Annotated in this window: 13 protein-coding genes; 9 read left to right on the top strand and 4 right to left on the bottom strand. The window is 54.5% G+C overall.

Annotated elements, in window-relative coordinates:
* Positions 1-15: 15 nt before the first annotated feature.
* The 3 genes from OGV93_RS10620 to OGV93_RS10610 all read left to right on the top strand — a co-directional run bounded on the left by OGV93_RS10620 (position 16) and on the right by OGV93_RS10610 (position 4,628).
* Entirely contained in the window at positions 16-1,404 is a 1,389-nt protein-coding gene (locus OGV93_RS10620) for a phosphohexomutase domain-containing protein (RefSeq protein ID WP_047414090.1), read from the top strand.
* Positions 1,401-2,468: an ABC transporter ATP-binding protein gene (locus OGV93_RS10615; RefSeq protein ID WP_049040409.1), complete on the top strand. Its 1,068-nt coding sequence runs from the start codon at positions 1,401-1,403 to the stop codon at positions 2,466-2,468. Before OGV93_RS10620 ends, OGV93_RS10615 begins: the two co-directional genes overlap by 4 nt.
* A gap of 141 nt (positions 2,469-2,609) precedes the next feature.
* Entirely contained in the window at positions 2,610-4,628 is a 2,019-nt protein-coding gene (locus OGV93_RS10610) for an oxidoreductase (protein WP_047499171.1), read from the top strand.
* A 56-nt stretch (positions 4,629-4,684) separates the two neighbouring features.
* On the opposite strand, the gene rlmG is transcribed toward OGV93_RS10610, so the two are convergent.
* Positions 4,685-5,821, bottom strand: a complete 1,137-nt coding sequence (gene rlmG / locus OGV93_RS10605; RefSeq protein WP_287109551.1) for a 23S rRNA (guanine(1835)-N(2))-methyltransferase RlmG — start codon at positions 5,819-5,821, stop codon at positions 4,685-4,687.
* 83 nt (positions 5,822-5,904) lie between these two features.
* On the opposite strand from rlmG, the gene OGV93_RS10600 reads away from it, so the two are divergent.
* The 4 genes from OGV93_RS10600 (at position 5,905) to sstT (ending at position 10,203) form a co-directional block, all read left to right on the top strand.
* A complete protein-coding gene (locus OGV93_RS10600; protein ID WP_016154609.1) occupies positions 5,905-6,405 on the top strand; it encodes a M48 metallopeptidase family protein in 501 nt (166 codons plus the stop codon).
* A gap of 72 nt (positions 6,406-6,477) precedes the next feature.
* Complete coding sequence (locus OGV93_RS10595; RefSeq protein WP_016154610.1) at positions 6,478-7,476, top strand: Gfo/Idh/MocA family protein; 999 nt, start codon at positions 6,478-6,480, stop codon at positions 7,474-7,476.
* A gap of 271 nt (positions 7,477-7,747) precedes the next feature.
* Positions 7,748-8,716 (top strand): TerC family protein, encoded by a 969-nt coding sequence (locus OGV93_RS10590; protein WP_016154611.1) that lies wholly within the window; start codon positions 7,748-7,750, stop codon positions 8,714-8,716.
* Positions 8,717-8,958: 242 nt separating this feature from the next.
* A complete protein-coding gene (gene sstT / locus OGV93_RS10585; protein ID WP_016154612.1) occupies positions 8,959-10,203 on the top strand; it encodes a serine/threonine transporter SstT in 1,245 nt (414 codons plus the stop codon).
* A gap of 14 nt (positions 10,204-10,217) precedes the next feature.
* Here the strand turns inward: sstT and OGV93_RS10580 are convergent, their stop codons facing one another.
* The 3 genes from OGV93_RS10580 to uxaC all read right to left on the bottom strand — a co-directional run bounded on the left by OGV93_RS10580 (position 10,218) and on the right by uxaC (position 13,894).
* Complete coding sequence (locus tag OGV93_RS10580) at positions 10,218-10,772, bottom strand: YgjV family protein (RefSeq protein ID WP_016154613.1); 555 nt, start codon at positions 10,770-10,772, stop codon at positions 10,218-10,220.
* A gap of 206 nt (positions 10,773-10,978) precedes the next feature.
* Complete coding sequence (locus OGV93_RS10575) at positions 10,979-12,466, bottom strand: UxaA family hydrolase (protein WP_016157534.1); 1,488 nt, start codon at positions 12,464-12,466, stop codon at positions 10,979-10,981.
* A 15-nt stretch (positions 12,467-12,481) separates the two neighbouring features.
* Complete coding sequence (gene uxaC / locus OGV93_RS10570) at positions 12,482-13,894, bottom strand: glucuronate isomerase (RefSeq protein ID WP_200048145.1); 1,413 nt, start codon at positions 13,892-13,894, stop codon at positions 12,482-12,484.
* 472 nt (positions 13,895-14,366) lie between these two features.
* Between uxaC and OGV93_RS10565 the strand changes: the two genes are divergently transcribed.
* Together OGV93_RS10565 and exuR are read left to right on the top strand one after the other, a co-directional pair.
* Positions 14,367-15,668, top strand: coding sequence for an MFS transporter (locus OGV93_RS10565; RefSeq protein ID WP_016154616.1), 1,302 nt, complete (start codon positions 14,367-14,369; stop codon positions 15,666-15,668).
* 134 nt (positions 15,669-15,802) lie between these two features.
* The gene (gene exuR, locus OGV93_RS10560) at positions 15,803-16,579 is read left to right on the top strand and encodes a transcriptional regulator ExuR (RefSeq protein ID WP_016157536.1); all 777 of its coding nucleotides are present in this window, start codon (positions 15,803-15,805) and stop codon (positions 16,577-16,579) included.
* Positions 16,580-16,690 lie beyond the last annotated feature (111 nt).

Genomic DNA, 16,690 nt, shown 5'->3' with positions numbered 1-16,690 from the left:
ACAGAAGAGTAGATTATGGATGAACTAACCTGTTTTAAAGCCTACGACATTCGCGGTGAGGTTGGCGTCAACCTGACGCCGGATATCGCCTTTCGCATCGGTCGCGCTTACGCCGCCTGGCGCCATCCGCGCCGGGTAGTGATCGGCGCCGACATTCGCCTTAGCTCGGAATCGTTAAAATCCGCCGTGACCGACGGGCTGATTTCCAGCGGCGTGGATGTTATCGACCTTGGTCTGTCAGGCACCGAAGAGATCTATTTCGCCACCCGGGAACTGCGTGCCGACGGCGGCATTCAGATAACCGCGAGCCATAATCCGGCGCAGTACAATGGTATGAAACTGGTGCGCGAAGAGGCGCGTCCGATCAGTAACGACAACGGCCTGCTGGAGATAAAAGCGCTGGCGGAGCGCAATGACTTTGCTCCGATTGTCCATCGTGGCAGCCTCATCCCTTATGATAATCGCCCCGCCTGGATTGCCTGCCTGCTGCGCTTCCTTCAGCATCCGCCGACTCGCCCGCTACGTATTGTGACCAACGCCGGACATGGCACCGTCGGGCCTGCGCTTGACGCGATCGCCGACGGACTAGCCCGTGCGGGTGTTCAGATTGAGTTTATTCGCCTGCACCATCAGCCGGACGGTCATTTCCCGGCAGGCGTGCCGAATCCGATGCTGACGGAAAACCGCCTCATCACCCAGCAGGCGGTTATCGAAAATCAGGCTGATTTCGGCATCGCCTGGGATGGCGATTTCGATCGCTGCTTCTTCTTTGATGAGTGTGGCCGCTTTATTGAGAGCTACTACCTGGTTGGCCTGTTCGCCGAGCACTTCCTGCAACGCTCCGCAGGCAGTCACATCATTCTGGACCCGCGCCTGACGTGGAATACGCTGGACGTTGTAACTCGCTGCGGCGGAATCCCGGTCATCAGCAAAACCGGGCATGCCTTTATCAAAGCGCGGATGCGCGAAGAGGACGCGGTCTACGGCGGAGAAATGAGCGGCCACCACTACTTCCGCGATTTTGGCTATTGCGACAGCGGGATGATCCCACTGGTATTGCTGCTGCAAATTATCGGCAGCGACAGCCGTCCGCTGTCGGCGTATATCGAACACGCCCAGGTGCGCTTTCCGGTTTCCGGCGAAATCAATCTGACGGTGGCCGATCCGCAATCGGTCATGCAATCCATCGCCGCTCACTATCTGCAAGCCGGCGGCCTGCGTGACGATTGCGATGGGTTGAGCATCGACTTCGTTGACTGGCGCTTCAACTTACGCGCCTCCAACACCGAGCCGCTGCTGCGCCTGAACGTGGAAACCCGCGCGGATACGGCACTGCTGGCGCGCAAAACCGATGAACTTTTAACGCTGATTGCAGCCTGGGATTCTGACAAGGAGAGGTTATGACCGCGCTAAGCCTAAGCAATATTCATAAAGCCTGGGGCAAGAACACCATCATTGAAAATCTGTCGCTGGAGATCGCCTCCGGGGAGTTCATTGTGCTGGTTGGCCCTTCCGGATGCGGGAAATCCACGCTGCTGCGGATCATCGCCGGACTGGAAATCCCCGACGGCGGTAAACTGGTGATGGGGGGAAAAGAGGTCACCAGGCTTGCGGCGGGCAAACGCAACCTGTCGATGGTGTTTCAGTCCTACGCACTCTACCCGCATATGACCGTCAGGGAAAATCTGTCATTCGGTTTACGTAATATCAATACGCCCGCCGCCGAGATTGATAAGCGGGTCGCTCACGCCGCCAGCATGCTGAAGCTGGAAGAAATGCTGGACAGGCTGCCGCAGAATCTGTCCGGCGGGCAGCGCCAACGTGTGGCGATCGGGCGTTCTATTGTCCAGCAACCGGAACTGTTTCTGTTTGATGAACCGCTGTCTAACCTGGATGCCGCGTTGCGGGTCGGGATGCGCCAGGAGATCCAGCAACTGCATAACACCCTGAAAAACACCATGATCTATGTAACGCACGATCAGGTGGAGGCGATGACGCTGGCCGATCGCATCGTGGTGCTTTACAAGGGAAAAATTGAGCAGGTGGGCACGCCGCTGGAGCTGTATAACACCCCGGCAAACCTGTTCGTCGCTGAGTTTATCGGCACGCCGAAAATCAATGTTCTGCCAGCGGTATGGCGTGAAGGCGCACTGCATATCGCCGATAACCTCGTCTTCCGCCTCACCCGTCAGCCCGCAGGCGTTAGCGACGGGGACAAACTGTTTGTCGCCATCCGCCCGGAGCATATGCAGTACCAGCAGACCGGGGATTTCACATTGCAAGGGCGTACCCGGCTGTGTGAATTACAGGGCGACTCCACGCTGGTGTGGTTGGATCTGGCCGGCCACCCCGTGTGCCTGAAGTCTTTTCAACAGCTTAGCTTCATGCCGGATACACCGCTTACGCTCACCGTACAAGAGTCGCACCTGCACCTCTTTGACGGTCTGGGTAAACGACTGGCGTTCTGACCCACTTGCCCTTGCGTCCGCAGGGGCATTTTTTGAATCCCATCACAATCACGGCATTCCCCTTTTCCCTTTTACGCGGCGACGGCTAAATTATTAACTCATCCGACCACATAACAATAATTTTACATACTGGACACCTTTATGAGCTATCCGTCGCTGTTCGCCCCGCTCGATTTAGGCTTCACCACGCTTAAAAACCGCGTGCTGATGGGTTCAATGCATACCGGGCTGGAGGAGTATCCCGACGGTGCAGAACGGCTGGCCGCGTTCTACGCCGAACGCGCCCGTCACGGCGTAGCGTTAATTGTGAGCGGAGGTATTGCGCCTGCGCTTTCCGGCGTGGGGATGGAAGGCGGCGCGATGCTGAACGACACCAGCCAGCTTGCACATCATCGCGTCATTACCGACGCCGTGCATGACGAAGGCGGCAAAATCGCCCTGCAAATCCTGCATACCGGGCGTTACAGCTACCAGCCGCATCTGGTGGCACCTTCTGCCATTCAGGCGCCAATCAACCGCTTTACGCCGCATGAGCTGACGCACGATGAGGTACTGCAGTTGATTGAAGATTTTGCCCACTGCGCTCAACTGGCGCGGGAAGCGGGCTATGATGGCGTCGAAGTGATGGGCTCGGAAGGCTATCTCATCAACGAATTCCTGACTCTGCGCACCAATCAGCGCAATGACGAGTGGGGTGGCGAGTATGCCAACCGCATGCGTTTTGCCGTGGAAGTGGTGCGCGCGGTACGCCAGCGTGCCGGAAATGACTTTATTATTATCTTCCGCCTGTCGATGCTCGATCTGGTGGAAAACGGCGGAACCTTCGACGAAACCGTCCAGCTGGCGCAGGCGATAGAAGCCGCAGGGGCGACCATTATTAACACCGGTATTGGCTGGCATGAGGCGCGTATTCCCACTATCGCCACCCCGGTGCCGCGCGGTGCGTTTAGTTGGGTGACACGTAAGCTGAAAGGGCATGTGACGATCCCACTGGTCACCACCAACCGTATTAACGATCCTCAAGTCGCCGATGACATTCTGGCCCGTGGCGATGCCGATATGGTGTCGATGGCCCGTCCGTTCCTCGCCGATGCCGAACTGCTGTCAAAAGCGCAAACCGGACGAGCGGATGAGATCAATACCTGTATCGGCTGTAACCAGGCCTGCCTGGATCAGATCTTCGTCGGCAAAGTCACCTCTTGCCTGGTGAATCCGCGCGCCTGCCATGAGACCAAAATGCCGATCGTTGCCGCCACTGTGCCGAAAAATCTGGCGGTTGTCGGAGCAGGTCCTGCAGGCCTCGCCTTCGCCATTAATGCCGCCGCACGCGGTCATCACGTGACGTTGTTTGACGCGCATAGCGAGATTGGCGGGCAGTTTAATATCGCTAAGCAGATCCCCGGCAAAGAAGAATTCTATGAAACCCTGCGCTACTACCGCCGGATGATCGATGTGACTGGCGTGTCGCTGAAGCTGAATCACTTTGTCAGCGCACGCGATCTGTACCCCTTCGACGAAGTGATCCTCGCCAGCGGGATCGAGCCACGTATGCCACCGATCGAGGGGATCGCGCATCCTAAAGTGCTGAGCTATCTCGACGTCCTGCGCGATAAAATGCCGGTGGGCAAACGCGTAGCGATCGTTGGCTGCGGCGGGATCGGTTTTGATACCGCCATGTATTTGAGCCAGCCCGGTGAGCCCACCAGCCAAAACATTGCGGAATTCTGCGTGGAATGGGGGATCGACACCAGCCTGCAACAGCCTGGCGGCTTACGCCTGGAAGGCCCGCACTTATCCCGCAGCCCGCGCCAGATAGTGATGTTGCAGCGCAAAGCCAGCAAACCGGGACAAGGTTTAGGAAAAACGACGGGCTGGATCCATCGCGCCACCCTGCTCTCACGCGGCGTGAAAATGATCCCGGCAGTTAGCTATCAGAAAATTGATGATGATGGGTTACACGTCGTGTTGAACGGCGAACCGTTGATCTTTAACGTGGATAACGTGGTGATTTGCGCCGGACAAGAGCCGCGCCGTGAACTGGTTGATCCACTCCACGCAGCAGGTAAAACGGTGCATCTGATCGGCGGCTGCGATGTGGCGATGGAGCTGGATGCCCGACGCGCTATTGCCCAAGGGACGATGCTGGCGCTGGAAATTTAACAGTATGTATTTCGTAGGCCGGATAAGGCGGTCACGCCGCCATCCGGCACACACGATTAGCGGCGGCGACCGGTTTTGACCGCTTTTAGCACCACGAATTTATTATTGGTGGCGATGGTCACACAGTTGCCGAAAATCTTCTTCAGCTTGTGGAAGTAGTCAAGGTGACGGTTAGCCACAATGTACAGCTCACCGTTGATTTTCAGGCAGCGGCGAGCGTGGTGGAACATCTCCCAGGCAATGTTATCCGTCAGCGCGTGCTTCTGGTGGAACGGTGGGTTACACAGCACGGCGTTAAAGCGGAACGGTTCGACGCCCGACAGCGCGTTGTTGATCATAAACTCACAGCGCTCCAGCGCTTCAGGCATGTTACTTTCCACGTTCAAGCGGCTTGAAGCCACCGCCATCGGCGATTCATCAACAAATACCACGCTGGCTTCCGGGTTCTTCGCCAGCAGCGTCATACCGATGACGCCGTTACCACAGCCGAGGTCAACAATCTCCCCTTCGAGGTTTTCCGGCAGATGCTCGATAAAAAAGCGCGCGCCGATATCCAGTCCGGTACGGGAGAAGACGTTGGCGTGGTTATGGATAGTCCATTCGGTACCTTCCAGCTTCCAGCTTAGCGTTTGCGAGGCAGCGGCCAGCTCAGGTTTGCTGAACGTACAGTTGATTAAACGGGCTTTTTTCCACGCCAGCGTCGTGGTGGTTGGACCCAACACTTTTTCGAACAGCTCCAGCGTCGAAGTATGCACATCACGCGCTTTTGCCCCGGCGATGATACGCGTTTGCGGCGTTACCACTTCGCGCAGCGCGCGCAGTTGCTGCTCCAGCAGCGCCATGGTTTTTGGCAGCTTAATCAGCACCACGCCCGGCGCCTGCGGGTAGTCAGCCGTACTGTCGAGGAACTTGACGCTCGACTCGGCAATTTCGTTATGACGCAGGTTCTCGCGTGTGGCAAGCTCGCTGAGATAAGAATCGCCGATGCTGTACGGCGAATGTTGCGCCAGCGCACAGCCCAGCGCGCCAAAGGTATCATTCAGGATTAGCACCGGGCCGCTAATCTCGGTATCGTCCAGCTGTTGCAGCAGATATTCATCTGCCGCTTCCCACGCCAGCAGCGGGTTAACGTCATCCGTTTCCGGGAAACGTTTAAGTGACAGCGAACGGAAACCGTTGTCTATGTGGCTCATCGGCCCTCCTGAATGGTAAAATTTCGGCGTATCCCTGAAAAGGGTGCGTGAGTATACACTTTTTATGATTGGCATGGGCAAAGATGAACCAACTAACTTATCTCCAGGGCTACCCGGAACATTTACTTTCTCAGGTGAGAACGCTGATTGCTGAACAGCGTCTGGGCGCAGTGCTGGAGAAGCGCTATCCGGGGACGCATGATTTCGCGACCGACAAAGCGCTCTGGCAATATACTCAGGATCTGAAAAATCAGTTCCTGCGTAATGCCCCGCCGCTGAATAAAGTCATGTATGACAGCAAGATACATGTTCTGAAGAATGCGCTGGGGCTGCATACCGCCGTATCTCGCGTGCAGGGCGGTAAGCTAAAAGCCAAAGCGGAGATCCGCGTTGCCACCGTGTTTCGCAATGCCCCTGAACCTTTTTTACGCATGATCGTCGTTCATGAACTGGCGCATCTGAAAGAAAAAGAGCACGACAAAGCGTTTTACCAGTTGTGCTGTCATATGGAGCCTCAGTATCATCAACTGGAGTTCGATACCCGCCTGTGGTTAACGCAACAATCGTTAAAGCAAACTGCGTAGTCGCGCACTGGCTTTGTCTTCAGAGCATGCTAAATTGACGAAAGGATCCCTTTTCGCAGCCTGAAGGCCATTATGATACGTTTCGCAGTAATTGGCACAAACTGGATCACCCGCCAGTTTGTCGATGCCGCCCATGAAACCGGCAAATATAAGTTAACCGCGGTCTATTCCCGTAGCCTTGAACAGGCGCAGACCTTCGCCAACGATTACCCCGTCGAGCATCTGTTTACCTCACTGGAAGCGATGGCGCAAAGCGAGGCGATCGACGCCGTCTACATCGCCAGTCCAAACTCCCTGCACTTCCCGCAGACCGAGCTGTTTTTGCGGCACAAAAAGCATGTTATTTGCGAAAAGCCGCTGGCCTCAAACCTGGCGCAAGCCGAAGCCGCTATCGCCTGCGCGCGCGAAAATCAGGTCGTGCTGTTTGAAGCGTTTAAGACCGCCAGCTTGCCTAACTTCCTGCTGTTGCAGCAATCTCTACCCAAAGTCGGAAGAATCAGGAAAGCGTTTATTAATTACTGCCAGTACTCCTCGCGTTACCAGCGCTATCTGGACGGTGAAAATCCGAACACGTTTAATCCGGCGTTCTCAAATGGCTCGATCATGGATATCGGTTTTTACTGCCTGGCCTCAGCGGTTGCGCTGTGGGGTGAGCCGCAAAGCGTTCAGGCCAGCGCCAGTCTGCTGGAAAGCGGCGTAGATGCCCACGGCGTGGTGGTGATGAATTACGGTGATTTCAGCGTCACACTCCAGCACTCAAAAGTAAGCGACTCGGTGTTAGCCAGTGAAATTCAGGGCGAGCAGGGATCGCTGGTGATCGAGCATATCTCCGAGTGTCAGAAAGTGTGCTTCGTTCCTCGCGGGGGGAAAACCCAGGATCTGACGACGCCTCAGCACATCAATACTATGCTGTATGAGGCAGAGGCTTTTGCTCATTTGGTTGAATCCGGCGAAGTGGATCACCCCGCACTGGCCGTCAGCCGTATCACCGCCAAACTGCAAACAGAGATTCGCCGCCAGACCGGTGTGATTTTCCCGGCAGATGAAGCGGTAACATCGCTGACAGCGTAAAGGTATGTAAAACGAATGTTGCAGGCCATTGACTGAATGCATGGCCTGTAATATTTTGTAACCCGCAAAGGGGAGTAACTTCGTTGTCGGTTGATCGTCATTACGATGTGTGAAAAACCACATCCGGTCGCCGGGCGATAACAAAGGAATACGCCATCGTATTCCTTTGTTGTTGTAAGTGAGACCTTGCCGAATGGCAAGGTCTATGCATAAAAAGCAGCGGCTAACGTCATTCGGCGTTGGCCGTTTTTTTTATGCATGGGGAAATACAATGAATACTGTCGGCACACCGTTGTTATGGGGTGGCTTCGCTGTCGTGGTGGTAATTATGCTGGCCATCGACCTGCTGTTGCAGGGTCGTCGTGGCGCGCATACGATGTCGATGAAGCAGGCTGCGGCCTGGTCAATCGTTTGGGTAACGCTGTCGTTACTGTTTAACGCCGTCTTCTGGTGGTACCTGGCACAAACCCAGGGCCGCGCCGTTGCCGACCCACAGGCGCTGGCGTTCCTTACCGGCTATTTGATCGAAAAATCGCTGGCAGTAGATAACGTCTTTGTCTGGTTGATGCTGTTCAGCTACTTCTCCGTACCGCCTGCGTTGCAGCGTCGGGTACTGGTGTATGGCGTGCTGGGAGCCATTGTTCTGCGTACGATCATGATCTTCGCCGGCAGTTGGCTTATCACCCAATTTGAGTGGCTGTTGTACGTGTTCGGTGCATTCCTGCTGTTTACCGGCGTGAAGATGGCGCTGGCGAAAGAAGATGCTTCCGGTATTGGCGACAGACCGTTAGTACGCTGGCTGCGCGGTCATTTGCGCATGACCGATACCATCGAAGATGAAAAATTCTTCGTGCGTAAAAACGGCCTGCTGTTTGTTACGCCGCTGATGCTGGTGTTGATTCTGGTTGAGCTGAGCGACGTCATTTTCGCCGTCGACAGTATTCCGGCTATCTTTGCCGTCACTACCGACCCGTTCATCGTGCTGACCTCAAACCTGTTTGCTATTTTGGGTCTGCGCGCAATGTACTTCCTGCTGGCGGGCGTGGCGGAGCGTTTCTCCATGCTGAAGTACGGTTTGTCGGTCATTCTGGTGTTTATCGGTATTAAGATGCTGATCGTCGATTTCTACCATATCCCGATCGCTATCTCGTTAGGCGTGGTATTTGGCATTCTGTTTGTGACGCTGATTGTGAACGCCTGGGTCAACCACCAGCACGATAAAAAGCAACAAATACAGTAAGTTTCATCTGCTAGCTGAAAAGCCCGACAGCACACTGCGTGCGTCGGGCTTTTTGTTTATCATGTCAAAATAATGTTAACTCAAAGTTATAAAATATGATCTCAACGCGAAATCCAGGATATTTCGCTTCCAGAACCCTGTTCTTTCCTTATACTCAGCCATGCAAACATTTGCCTCATCCTGAAAGATGCGTCTACAGAACGCACAAAGGCAGGGCAACAACACAATGAAAGGATTACTACATGACTACGCAACGTTCATCGGGGCTATTCTCGCGCCTGGCGCAAGGGAGCCTGGTTAAACAAATTTTGATCGGTTTGGTTCTGGGGATTTTACTGGCACTGGTGTCAAAACCTGCGGCAGAAGCCGTTGGTTTACTGGGTACTCTGTTCGTCGGCGCGTTAAAAGCCGTCGCACCAATTCTGGTTCTGATGCTGGTAATGGCTTCTATCGCCAACCACCAGCACGGGCAAAAAACCAATATCCGCCCAATCCTGTTCCTCTACCTGCTCGGAACATTTTCCGCAGCGTTAGCGGCCGTTGTCTTCAGCTTCGCCTTCCCATCGACACTGCATCTTTCCAGCAGCGCCAGCGATATCGTACCGCCGTCCGGCATTATTGAAGTGATGCGTGGCCTGCTAATGAGCATGGTTTCTAACCCAATTGATGCACTGCTTAACGCCAACTACATCGGCATCCTGGTTTGGGCCGTCGGTCTGGGCTTTGCGCTGCGTCACGGTAATGAAACGACCAAAAATCTGGTCAACGATATGTCCAACGCTGTTACCTTTATGGTGAAGCTGGTGATTCGTTTCGCGCCGATCGGTATCTTCGGCCTGGTCTCCTCCACGCTGGCAACCACCGGTTTCGCCACGCTTTGGGGCTACGCACATCTGCTGACCGTGCTGGTAGGCTGTATGCTGCTGGTAGCGTTGGTGGTCAACCCGCTGCTGGTATTCTGGAAAATTCGCCGCAACCCATATCCGTTAGTGCTGGCCTGTCTGCGTGAAAGCGGCGTGTACGCCTTCTTTACCCGCAGCTCCGCGGCAAACATTCCGGTGAATATGGCGCTGTGTGAGAAGCTGAACCTAGATCGTGATACCTATTCGGTGTCTATCCCGCTGGGAGCTACCATCAATATGGCTGGCGCGGCGATCACCATTACCGTGTTGACGCTGGCGGCGGTAAATACGTTGGGTATTCCGGTCGATTTACCGACGGCGCTGTTACTGAGCGTGGTGGCTTCGCTGTGCGCCTGCGGCGCATCGGGCGTGGCGGGGGGTTCTCTGCTGCTGATCCCACTGGCATGTAATATGTTCGGTATCCCGAATGACATCGCCATGCAGGTCGTTGCCGTTGGCTTTATCATCGGCGTATTGCAGGATTCCTGTGAAACGGCGCTGAACTCTTCTACAGACGTCCTGTTTACCGCTGCGGCCTGCCAGGCTGAAGACGAACGTCTGGCAAATAACGCCCTGCGCGGCTAATCTCTGCCCCTCTGTCACCGGACGGAGGGGTTCTCTTCTTGTACGCTTTTTTCAATTTTGAATGGATCAATTCCGCGTTTTTGCATCCGCCGGAAGCGAATAATGTTCAGGCCGTTCATCACCAGAAAACTACCTTCGATCATCGTCCCACCAATCGATCCCAACCAGAAATTATGGATAACCCAACAGGCGGTTGCGCACCACATTACGCAGCGCACGGTCAGCCCCTGGCAGCGAAACAGCGCCCAGGTGCTGGCCAGCGTGCCGATAATCGGCAACAGCTCCATCGCATGCTGTAATTTCGCCAGCCCGAGAACCAGGGTGAGGATAATAAATACGGTCATTACCCACAGTTTGCGGGTATGCATCGAGACGAGTGTGCGGATGGTGTTTAGCTCTGCACTCATTCCCGCAGGCCAGGCGCCCATCAGAAAAAAATGCACGCCAATGGTGGCGCTGTAGACGGCAAGTTGCAGCCGGAACCGGCGCTCATCTCGATTGAAAAAGGTGGTAATGCCGATCAAAAAGGCGATGACACCTACGCCCTGGGCCAGCCAATACGCGGTCATGGGAGATCCTTGTGAGGAAACGCAAAAACAAACGGCGCTCCATATTATGAAACGCCGTTTTTAAAATCCACTCCATTTCGATTACCCAATAGATTTCGTGCTACCGCAAGGCGGTAAGTTCAGACATCCCCGGGAGCTTACTGGAGTAAGTGACCGGGGTGAATGGACGCAGCCAACGCGGCTGTCACGCGAAAGTTGAAGGGTAATTACAATGTTACGCCGCTTTTAAAGATAGCCAGTTCCCGGAAATCGTTGCGCTCGTTGCAGGTTTGCTTGCCATTGGCGAACTCAACGATCGTATCGACAAACTCGCTCAGCAGCTGAGGCATCGCTTTACCGTGGATCAGCTGTCCGGCGTCAAAATCGATCCAGTGTTTTTTCTTGGCCGCCAGCTCGCTGTTGGTCGCAATTTTCACCGTCGGCACAAAACCGCCGTACGGCGTACCGCGGCCGGTGCTGAACAGCACCATATGACAGCCCGCGCCCGCGAGGGCACTGGTAGCAACCGCATCGTTACCCGGCGCGCTCAGTAAGTTCAGGCCGTGTGTCTTCAGGCGTTCGCCGTAGCGCAGTACGTCCACCACCTGGCTGGAGCCCGCTTTTTGCGTGCAGCCCAGAGATTTATCTTCCAGCGTGGTGATCCCGCCCGCTTTGTTGCCCGGTGATGGATTCTCGTAAATCGGCTGGTCGTGAGCAATGAAGTACTGCTTAAAGTCATTGACCATGGTCACCAGCTTGCCAAAGGTTTCTTCGTCACGGCAGTGGTCCATCAGCAGTTGCTCGGCACCGAACATTTCCGGTACTTCAGTCAGCACGGTGGTGCCGCCGTTGGCAATCACGTAGTCGGAAAAACGCCCCAGCATCGGGTTGGCGGTAATACCGGACAGGCCGTCAGAGCCGCCGCATTCCAGACCAAACTTCAGCTCGCCCAGCTTACCCGGCTCACGCTTATCGTTACGCATCACGTTGTACAACTGATGGAGATGTTCAATCCCCGCTTCCACTTCGTCTTCCTGATGTTGGCAGACCATAAAGTGAACACGCTCAGGATCGTACTCGCCTAAAGTTTCGCGGAAGGCATCAACCTGGTTGTTTTCACAGCCCAGGCCGACCACCAGCACCGCACCCGCATTCGGGTGGCGCACCATATTTTGCAGCATGGTACGGGTGTTGATGTGGTCGTCACCCAGTTGCGAACAGCCGTAGGTGTGACTGAAAAGATGCACGCCGTCGATACCCTCGGCGTCGTTGGTCTCTTTCAGAAAGCGGTTCTGCATCTGACGCGCCATAGCGTTGACGCAGCCGACCGTCGGCAGGATCCACAGTTCGTTGCGCACGCCGACCTCGCCGTTGGCGCGACGGTAGATCTGTACATCGCGATCGGCGGGTTGAACAAGCTCTGCCTGAAAATCAGGGTGGTAGCTATACGTGTCCAGGTCGCTCAGATTCGTGCGCGTGTTGTGAGCATGAATATGCTCACCCGCCGCCACGTCCACCAACGTATGACCGATTGGCAAACCGTATTTAATGACGTTTTCGCCTTGCGCAATATCGCATAAAGCGAATTTATGGCCACGAGAAACCGCTTGGCGCAGGATTACCGCTTGCCCATCAACGGTGACTTCGGTTCCTTCAGCCAAATCAGCGAGCGCTACCGCGACGTTATCCAGCGTATGGATCTTGATGTATTGCATACCTTCACCCAGGCCTTAGTTCAGTTCAATGGCGAAATAATCACGCGCATTGTTGAAGCAAATATTTCTGACCATTTCACCCAACAGCTGGATATCTGCCGGCGCTTCACCTGCAGCAACCCAACGGCCAATCATCTGGCACAGGATGCGACGGAAGTATTCATGGCGCGTATATGAAAGGAAGCTACGGCTATCGGTCAGCATGCCGACGAAACGGCTCAGCAGACCGAGCTGGGCCAGTTGCGTCATCTGACGTTCCATACCGTCTTTCTGATCGTTGAACCACCAGCCGGAACCGAACTGCATCTTGCCCGGCATACCTTCGCCCTGGAAGTTGCCGATCATGGTGCCCAGCACTTCGTTATCGCGCGGGTTCAGGCAGTAGAGAATGGTTTTCGGCAGCAGGTTCTGTTCGTTCTGCTTGCTCAGCAGTTTGGACAGCTCTTCGGCCATCGGGCGATCGTTGATGGAGTCGAAGCCAACATCCGCACCCAACAGTTTGAACTGACGCAGGTTGTTATTACGCAGCGCGCCGATGTGGTACTGCTGTACCCATTCACGACGCGCGTATTCCGCACCGAGGAACACCAGCACCGCGGTTTTAAACTGGGCAACTTCATGCTCGCTCAGCGTTTCACCCGCCAGGCGGCGTGCCAGAATGCTATCCAGTTCAGATTCGTTAGATTCAGCAAACAGCACCACGTCCAGCGCGTGGTCAGAGACTTTACAGCCGTGAGCCGCAAAGTGATCCAGACGTTTGGTCAGCGCAGCTTGCAGGTCGCTGAAGCGGCGGATATCCGTGTCAGACACCTCACCGAGCTTCGCCATATAGTCATTAAAAGTCGCCTGCTCAATGTTAAAGGCTTTATCCGGACGCCAGCTCGGCAGCACTTTCACATCAAAGCTTGCGTCTTTAGCAACGGCCGCGTGATGCTCCAGAGAGTCGATCGGGTCATCGGTGGTACCGACCATTTTCACGTTCATCTGCTGCATGATGCCGCGTGCGGAGAATTTGTCCTGCGCCAGCAGTTCATTGCACTGGTTCCAGATTTCGTCAGCCGTTGCCGGAGACAGCAGCTTACCTGTAATACCAAACGGGCGACGTAATTCGAGGTGGGTCCAATGGTACAGCGGGTTACCGATTGTGTGCGGAACCGTGGCGGCCCAGGCGTCAAACTTCTCGCGATCGGAGGCATCGCCGGTACACAGGCGCTCAGAGACGCCGTTAGTACGCATCGCACGCCACTTGTAGTGGTCACCCTTCAGCCAGATGTCATACAGGTTATTAAAACGGTAGTTTTCCGCGATTTGTTGCGGTGGCAAATGGCAGTGGTAGTCGAAGATTGGCTGGTCTTTGGCGTAATCATGATACAGACGGCGGGCAAATTCGGTGTCCAACAGGAAATCTTCAGTCATAAACGGGGTCATTATCGTCTTCCTCTCAGCGAGTGCGTCAGATTGCTTATGTTTTGATGTTGACAAAGTTATCACACCAATTTCCATACACTGAAGATATTTTCGTGAGTTAGATCAACAAATGGCGACAAAAAAATTACTCTCAAAGAGGTAAACCTCGCGCCAAGCCGCACCAGCACTGGCTTTGCTGAATCGAAATAATGACCACACGAAGATTCACACTTTTGTGATGGCACTCACCTTTTAAAGCTGTATGACAAGTTATCTTTTTGCCGTCGCGATACATAAGCCGACGGAATGCAAATTACCGATGTATCACCATCGGATTAACCGGTACGGAAACCGAATTAGCACAAATATTGACATGGCAGAGTTCGGGGAGTACCGGCTTTTTTTCGGTTACCCCCTCGTAAAAGAACATCCTCCTCCCTGAACTGGAAGATGACCGCTCGTTCGCGGACATAACAAAACGATGAGGTTTTACATGCGTAAAATTAAAGGGTTACGTTGGTACATGATCGCACTGGTGACGCTTGGCACCGTGCTGGGTTACCTGACACGTAACACTGTGGCGGCAGCTGCGCCAACTCTGATGGAAGAGTTACACATCTCCACCCAACAGTATTCCTATATCATCGCAGCGTATTCTGCTGCTTACACCGTAATGCAACCCGTTGCCGGCTATGTGCTCGATGTGCTCGGCACAAAAATTGGTTACGCGATGTTCGCCGTTCTGTGGGCCGTCTTCTGTGGCGCGACCGCACTGGCTGGTAGCTGGGGTGGACTGGCGCTGGCGCGAGGTGCAGTCGGTGCCGCTGAAGCTGCGATGATCCCTGCGGGTCTGAAAGCCAGCTCTGAATGGTTCCCGGCAAAAGAACGTTCAATCGCCGTGGGTTACTTTAACGTCGGTTCCTCTATCGGCGCGATGATTGCTCCGCCGCTGGTCGTCTGGGCTATCGTCATGCACAGCTGGCAGATGGCCTTCATTATTTCTGGTGCCCTGAGCTTCATTTGGGCCATGTGCTGGTTGGTATTTTACAAACACCCACGCGACCAGAAAAAACTGTCTGATGAAGAACGTGATTACATTCTGAATGGTCAGGAATCACAGCATAAAAACAGCACCGCCAAGAAAATGTCTCTCGGTCAGATCCTGCGTAACCGCCAGTTCTGGGGCATCGCGCTGCCGCGTTTCCTGGCAGAGCCGGCCTGGGGTACCTTCAACGCCTGGATCCCGCTGTTCATGTTTAAAGTCTACGGCTTTAACCTGAAAGAGATTGCGATGTTTGCCTGGATGCCGATGCTGTTTGCTGACCTGGGTTGTATCGTAGGGGGTTACTTACCGCCGCTGTTCCAGCGCTGGTTCGGCGTTAACCTGATCGTTTCCCGTAAAATGGTCGTCACCATGGGCGCATTGCTGATGATTGGCCCAGGGATGATCGGTCTGTTCACCAGCCCGTACATTGCTATCGCCCTGCTGTGCGTTGGCGGCTTTGCTCACCAGGCGCTGTCCGGTGCGCTGATCACGCTCTCTTCTGACGTATTTGGTCGTAATGAAGTGGCAACCGCGAACGGTCTGACCGGTATGTCCGCATGGCTTGCAAGTACGCTGTTTGCGCTGGTCGTTGGCGCGCTGGCTGACACCATCGGCTTCAGCCCGCTGTTCGCCGTACTGGCGGTATTCGACCTGCTCGGCGCGTTAGTCATCTGGACGGTATTGCAGAACAAATCGGCCAGCGAGGTAGAGTCAGCTTCGCAAACTGGCGATCCCGCTGCGCAAAGTTAACCAGACACGATTTAACAAGGTTATGTAATGCTAAGCCGCCAGTCATCTGGCGGCTTTTTTATCGCCGCGAGTGGAGCCGTAATCGCAAAAGTGGTATAACAAATAGAGTCTGCCGTATCATGCCTGGAGCGCATATGGAAATCACCGAACCACGACGTTTGTACCAACAACTTGCCGCTGATCTGAAAGAACGCATTGAGCAGGGTGTCTACCTGGTGGGTGACAAACTCCCCGCCGAGCGCTTTATCGCCGATGAAAAAAATGTCAGCCGCACCGTGGTTCGTGAAGCGATTATCATGCTCGAGGTTGAGGGCTACGTTGAAGTGCGTAAAGGATCGGGGATCCACGTCATTTCAAACCAACCCAAACACTATGTCGCGCCAGATGAAAGTCTGGAGTTCGCCAGCTACGGTCCGTTTGAGCTGCTCCAGGCTCGCCAGCTCATAGAAAGCAATATTGCTGAGTTTGCCGCCACCCAGGTGACCAAACAGGACATCATGAAACTGATGGAAATTCAGGAGAAGTCGCGTAACGAAAAAAGCTTTCGTGACTCCGAGTGGGATCTCCTGTTCCATGTGCAGGTCGCGCTGGCAACACAGAACTCTGCCCTGGCCGCGATTGTTGAAAAAATGTGGACTCAGCGTATTCACAACCCCTACTGGAAGAAGCTGCACGACCACATCGACCTGCGTACGGTAGATAACTGGTGCGACGACCATGACCAGATCCTGCGGGCGCTGATTCGCAAAGATCCACACGCCGCCAAACTGGCGATGTGGCAGCATCTTGAGAACACAAAGCAGATGCTGTTTAACGAAACCAGCGATGATTTTGAATTCAACGCAGACCGTTATCTTTTTACCGATAATCCCGTCATTCATCTCGATACGGCAGCTAACGGCGCAAAATAAACAATCTTAACGATGCAGGCGCGACAAAGCGCCTGTTTCTGACGCTTGGTAAGCATTAGGTATAAAGTGTCAGCCTGTGTAAATCCTCTCGCCTCCCTCCATTGCGATAAG

This window comes from Citrobacter sp. Cb031 (assembly GCF_030336725.1).
GTDB classification, from domain to species: Bacteria; Pseudomonadota; Gammaproteobacteria; order Enterobacterales; family Enterobacteriaceae; genus Citrobacter; species Citrobacter braakii.
This window is presented reverse-complemented; position numbering and strand designations above follow the sequence as displayed.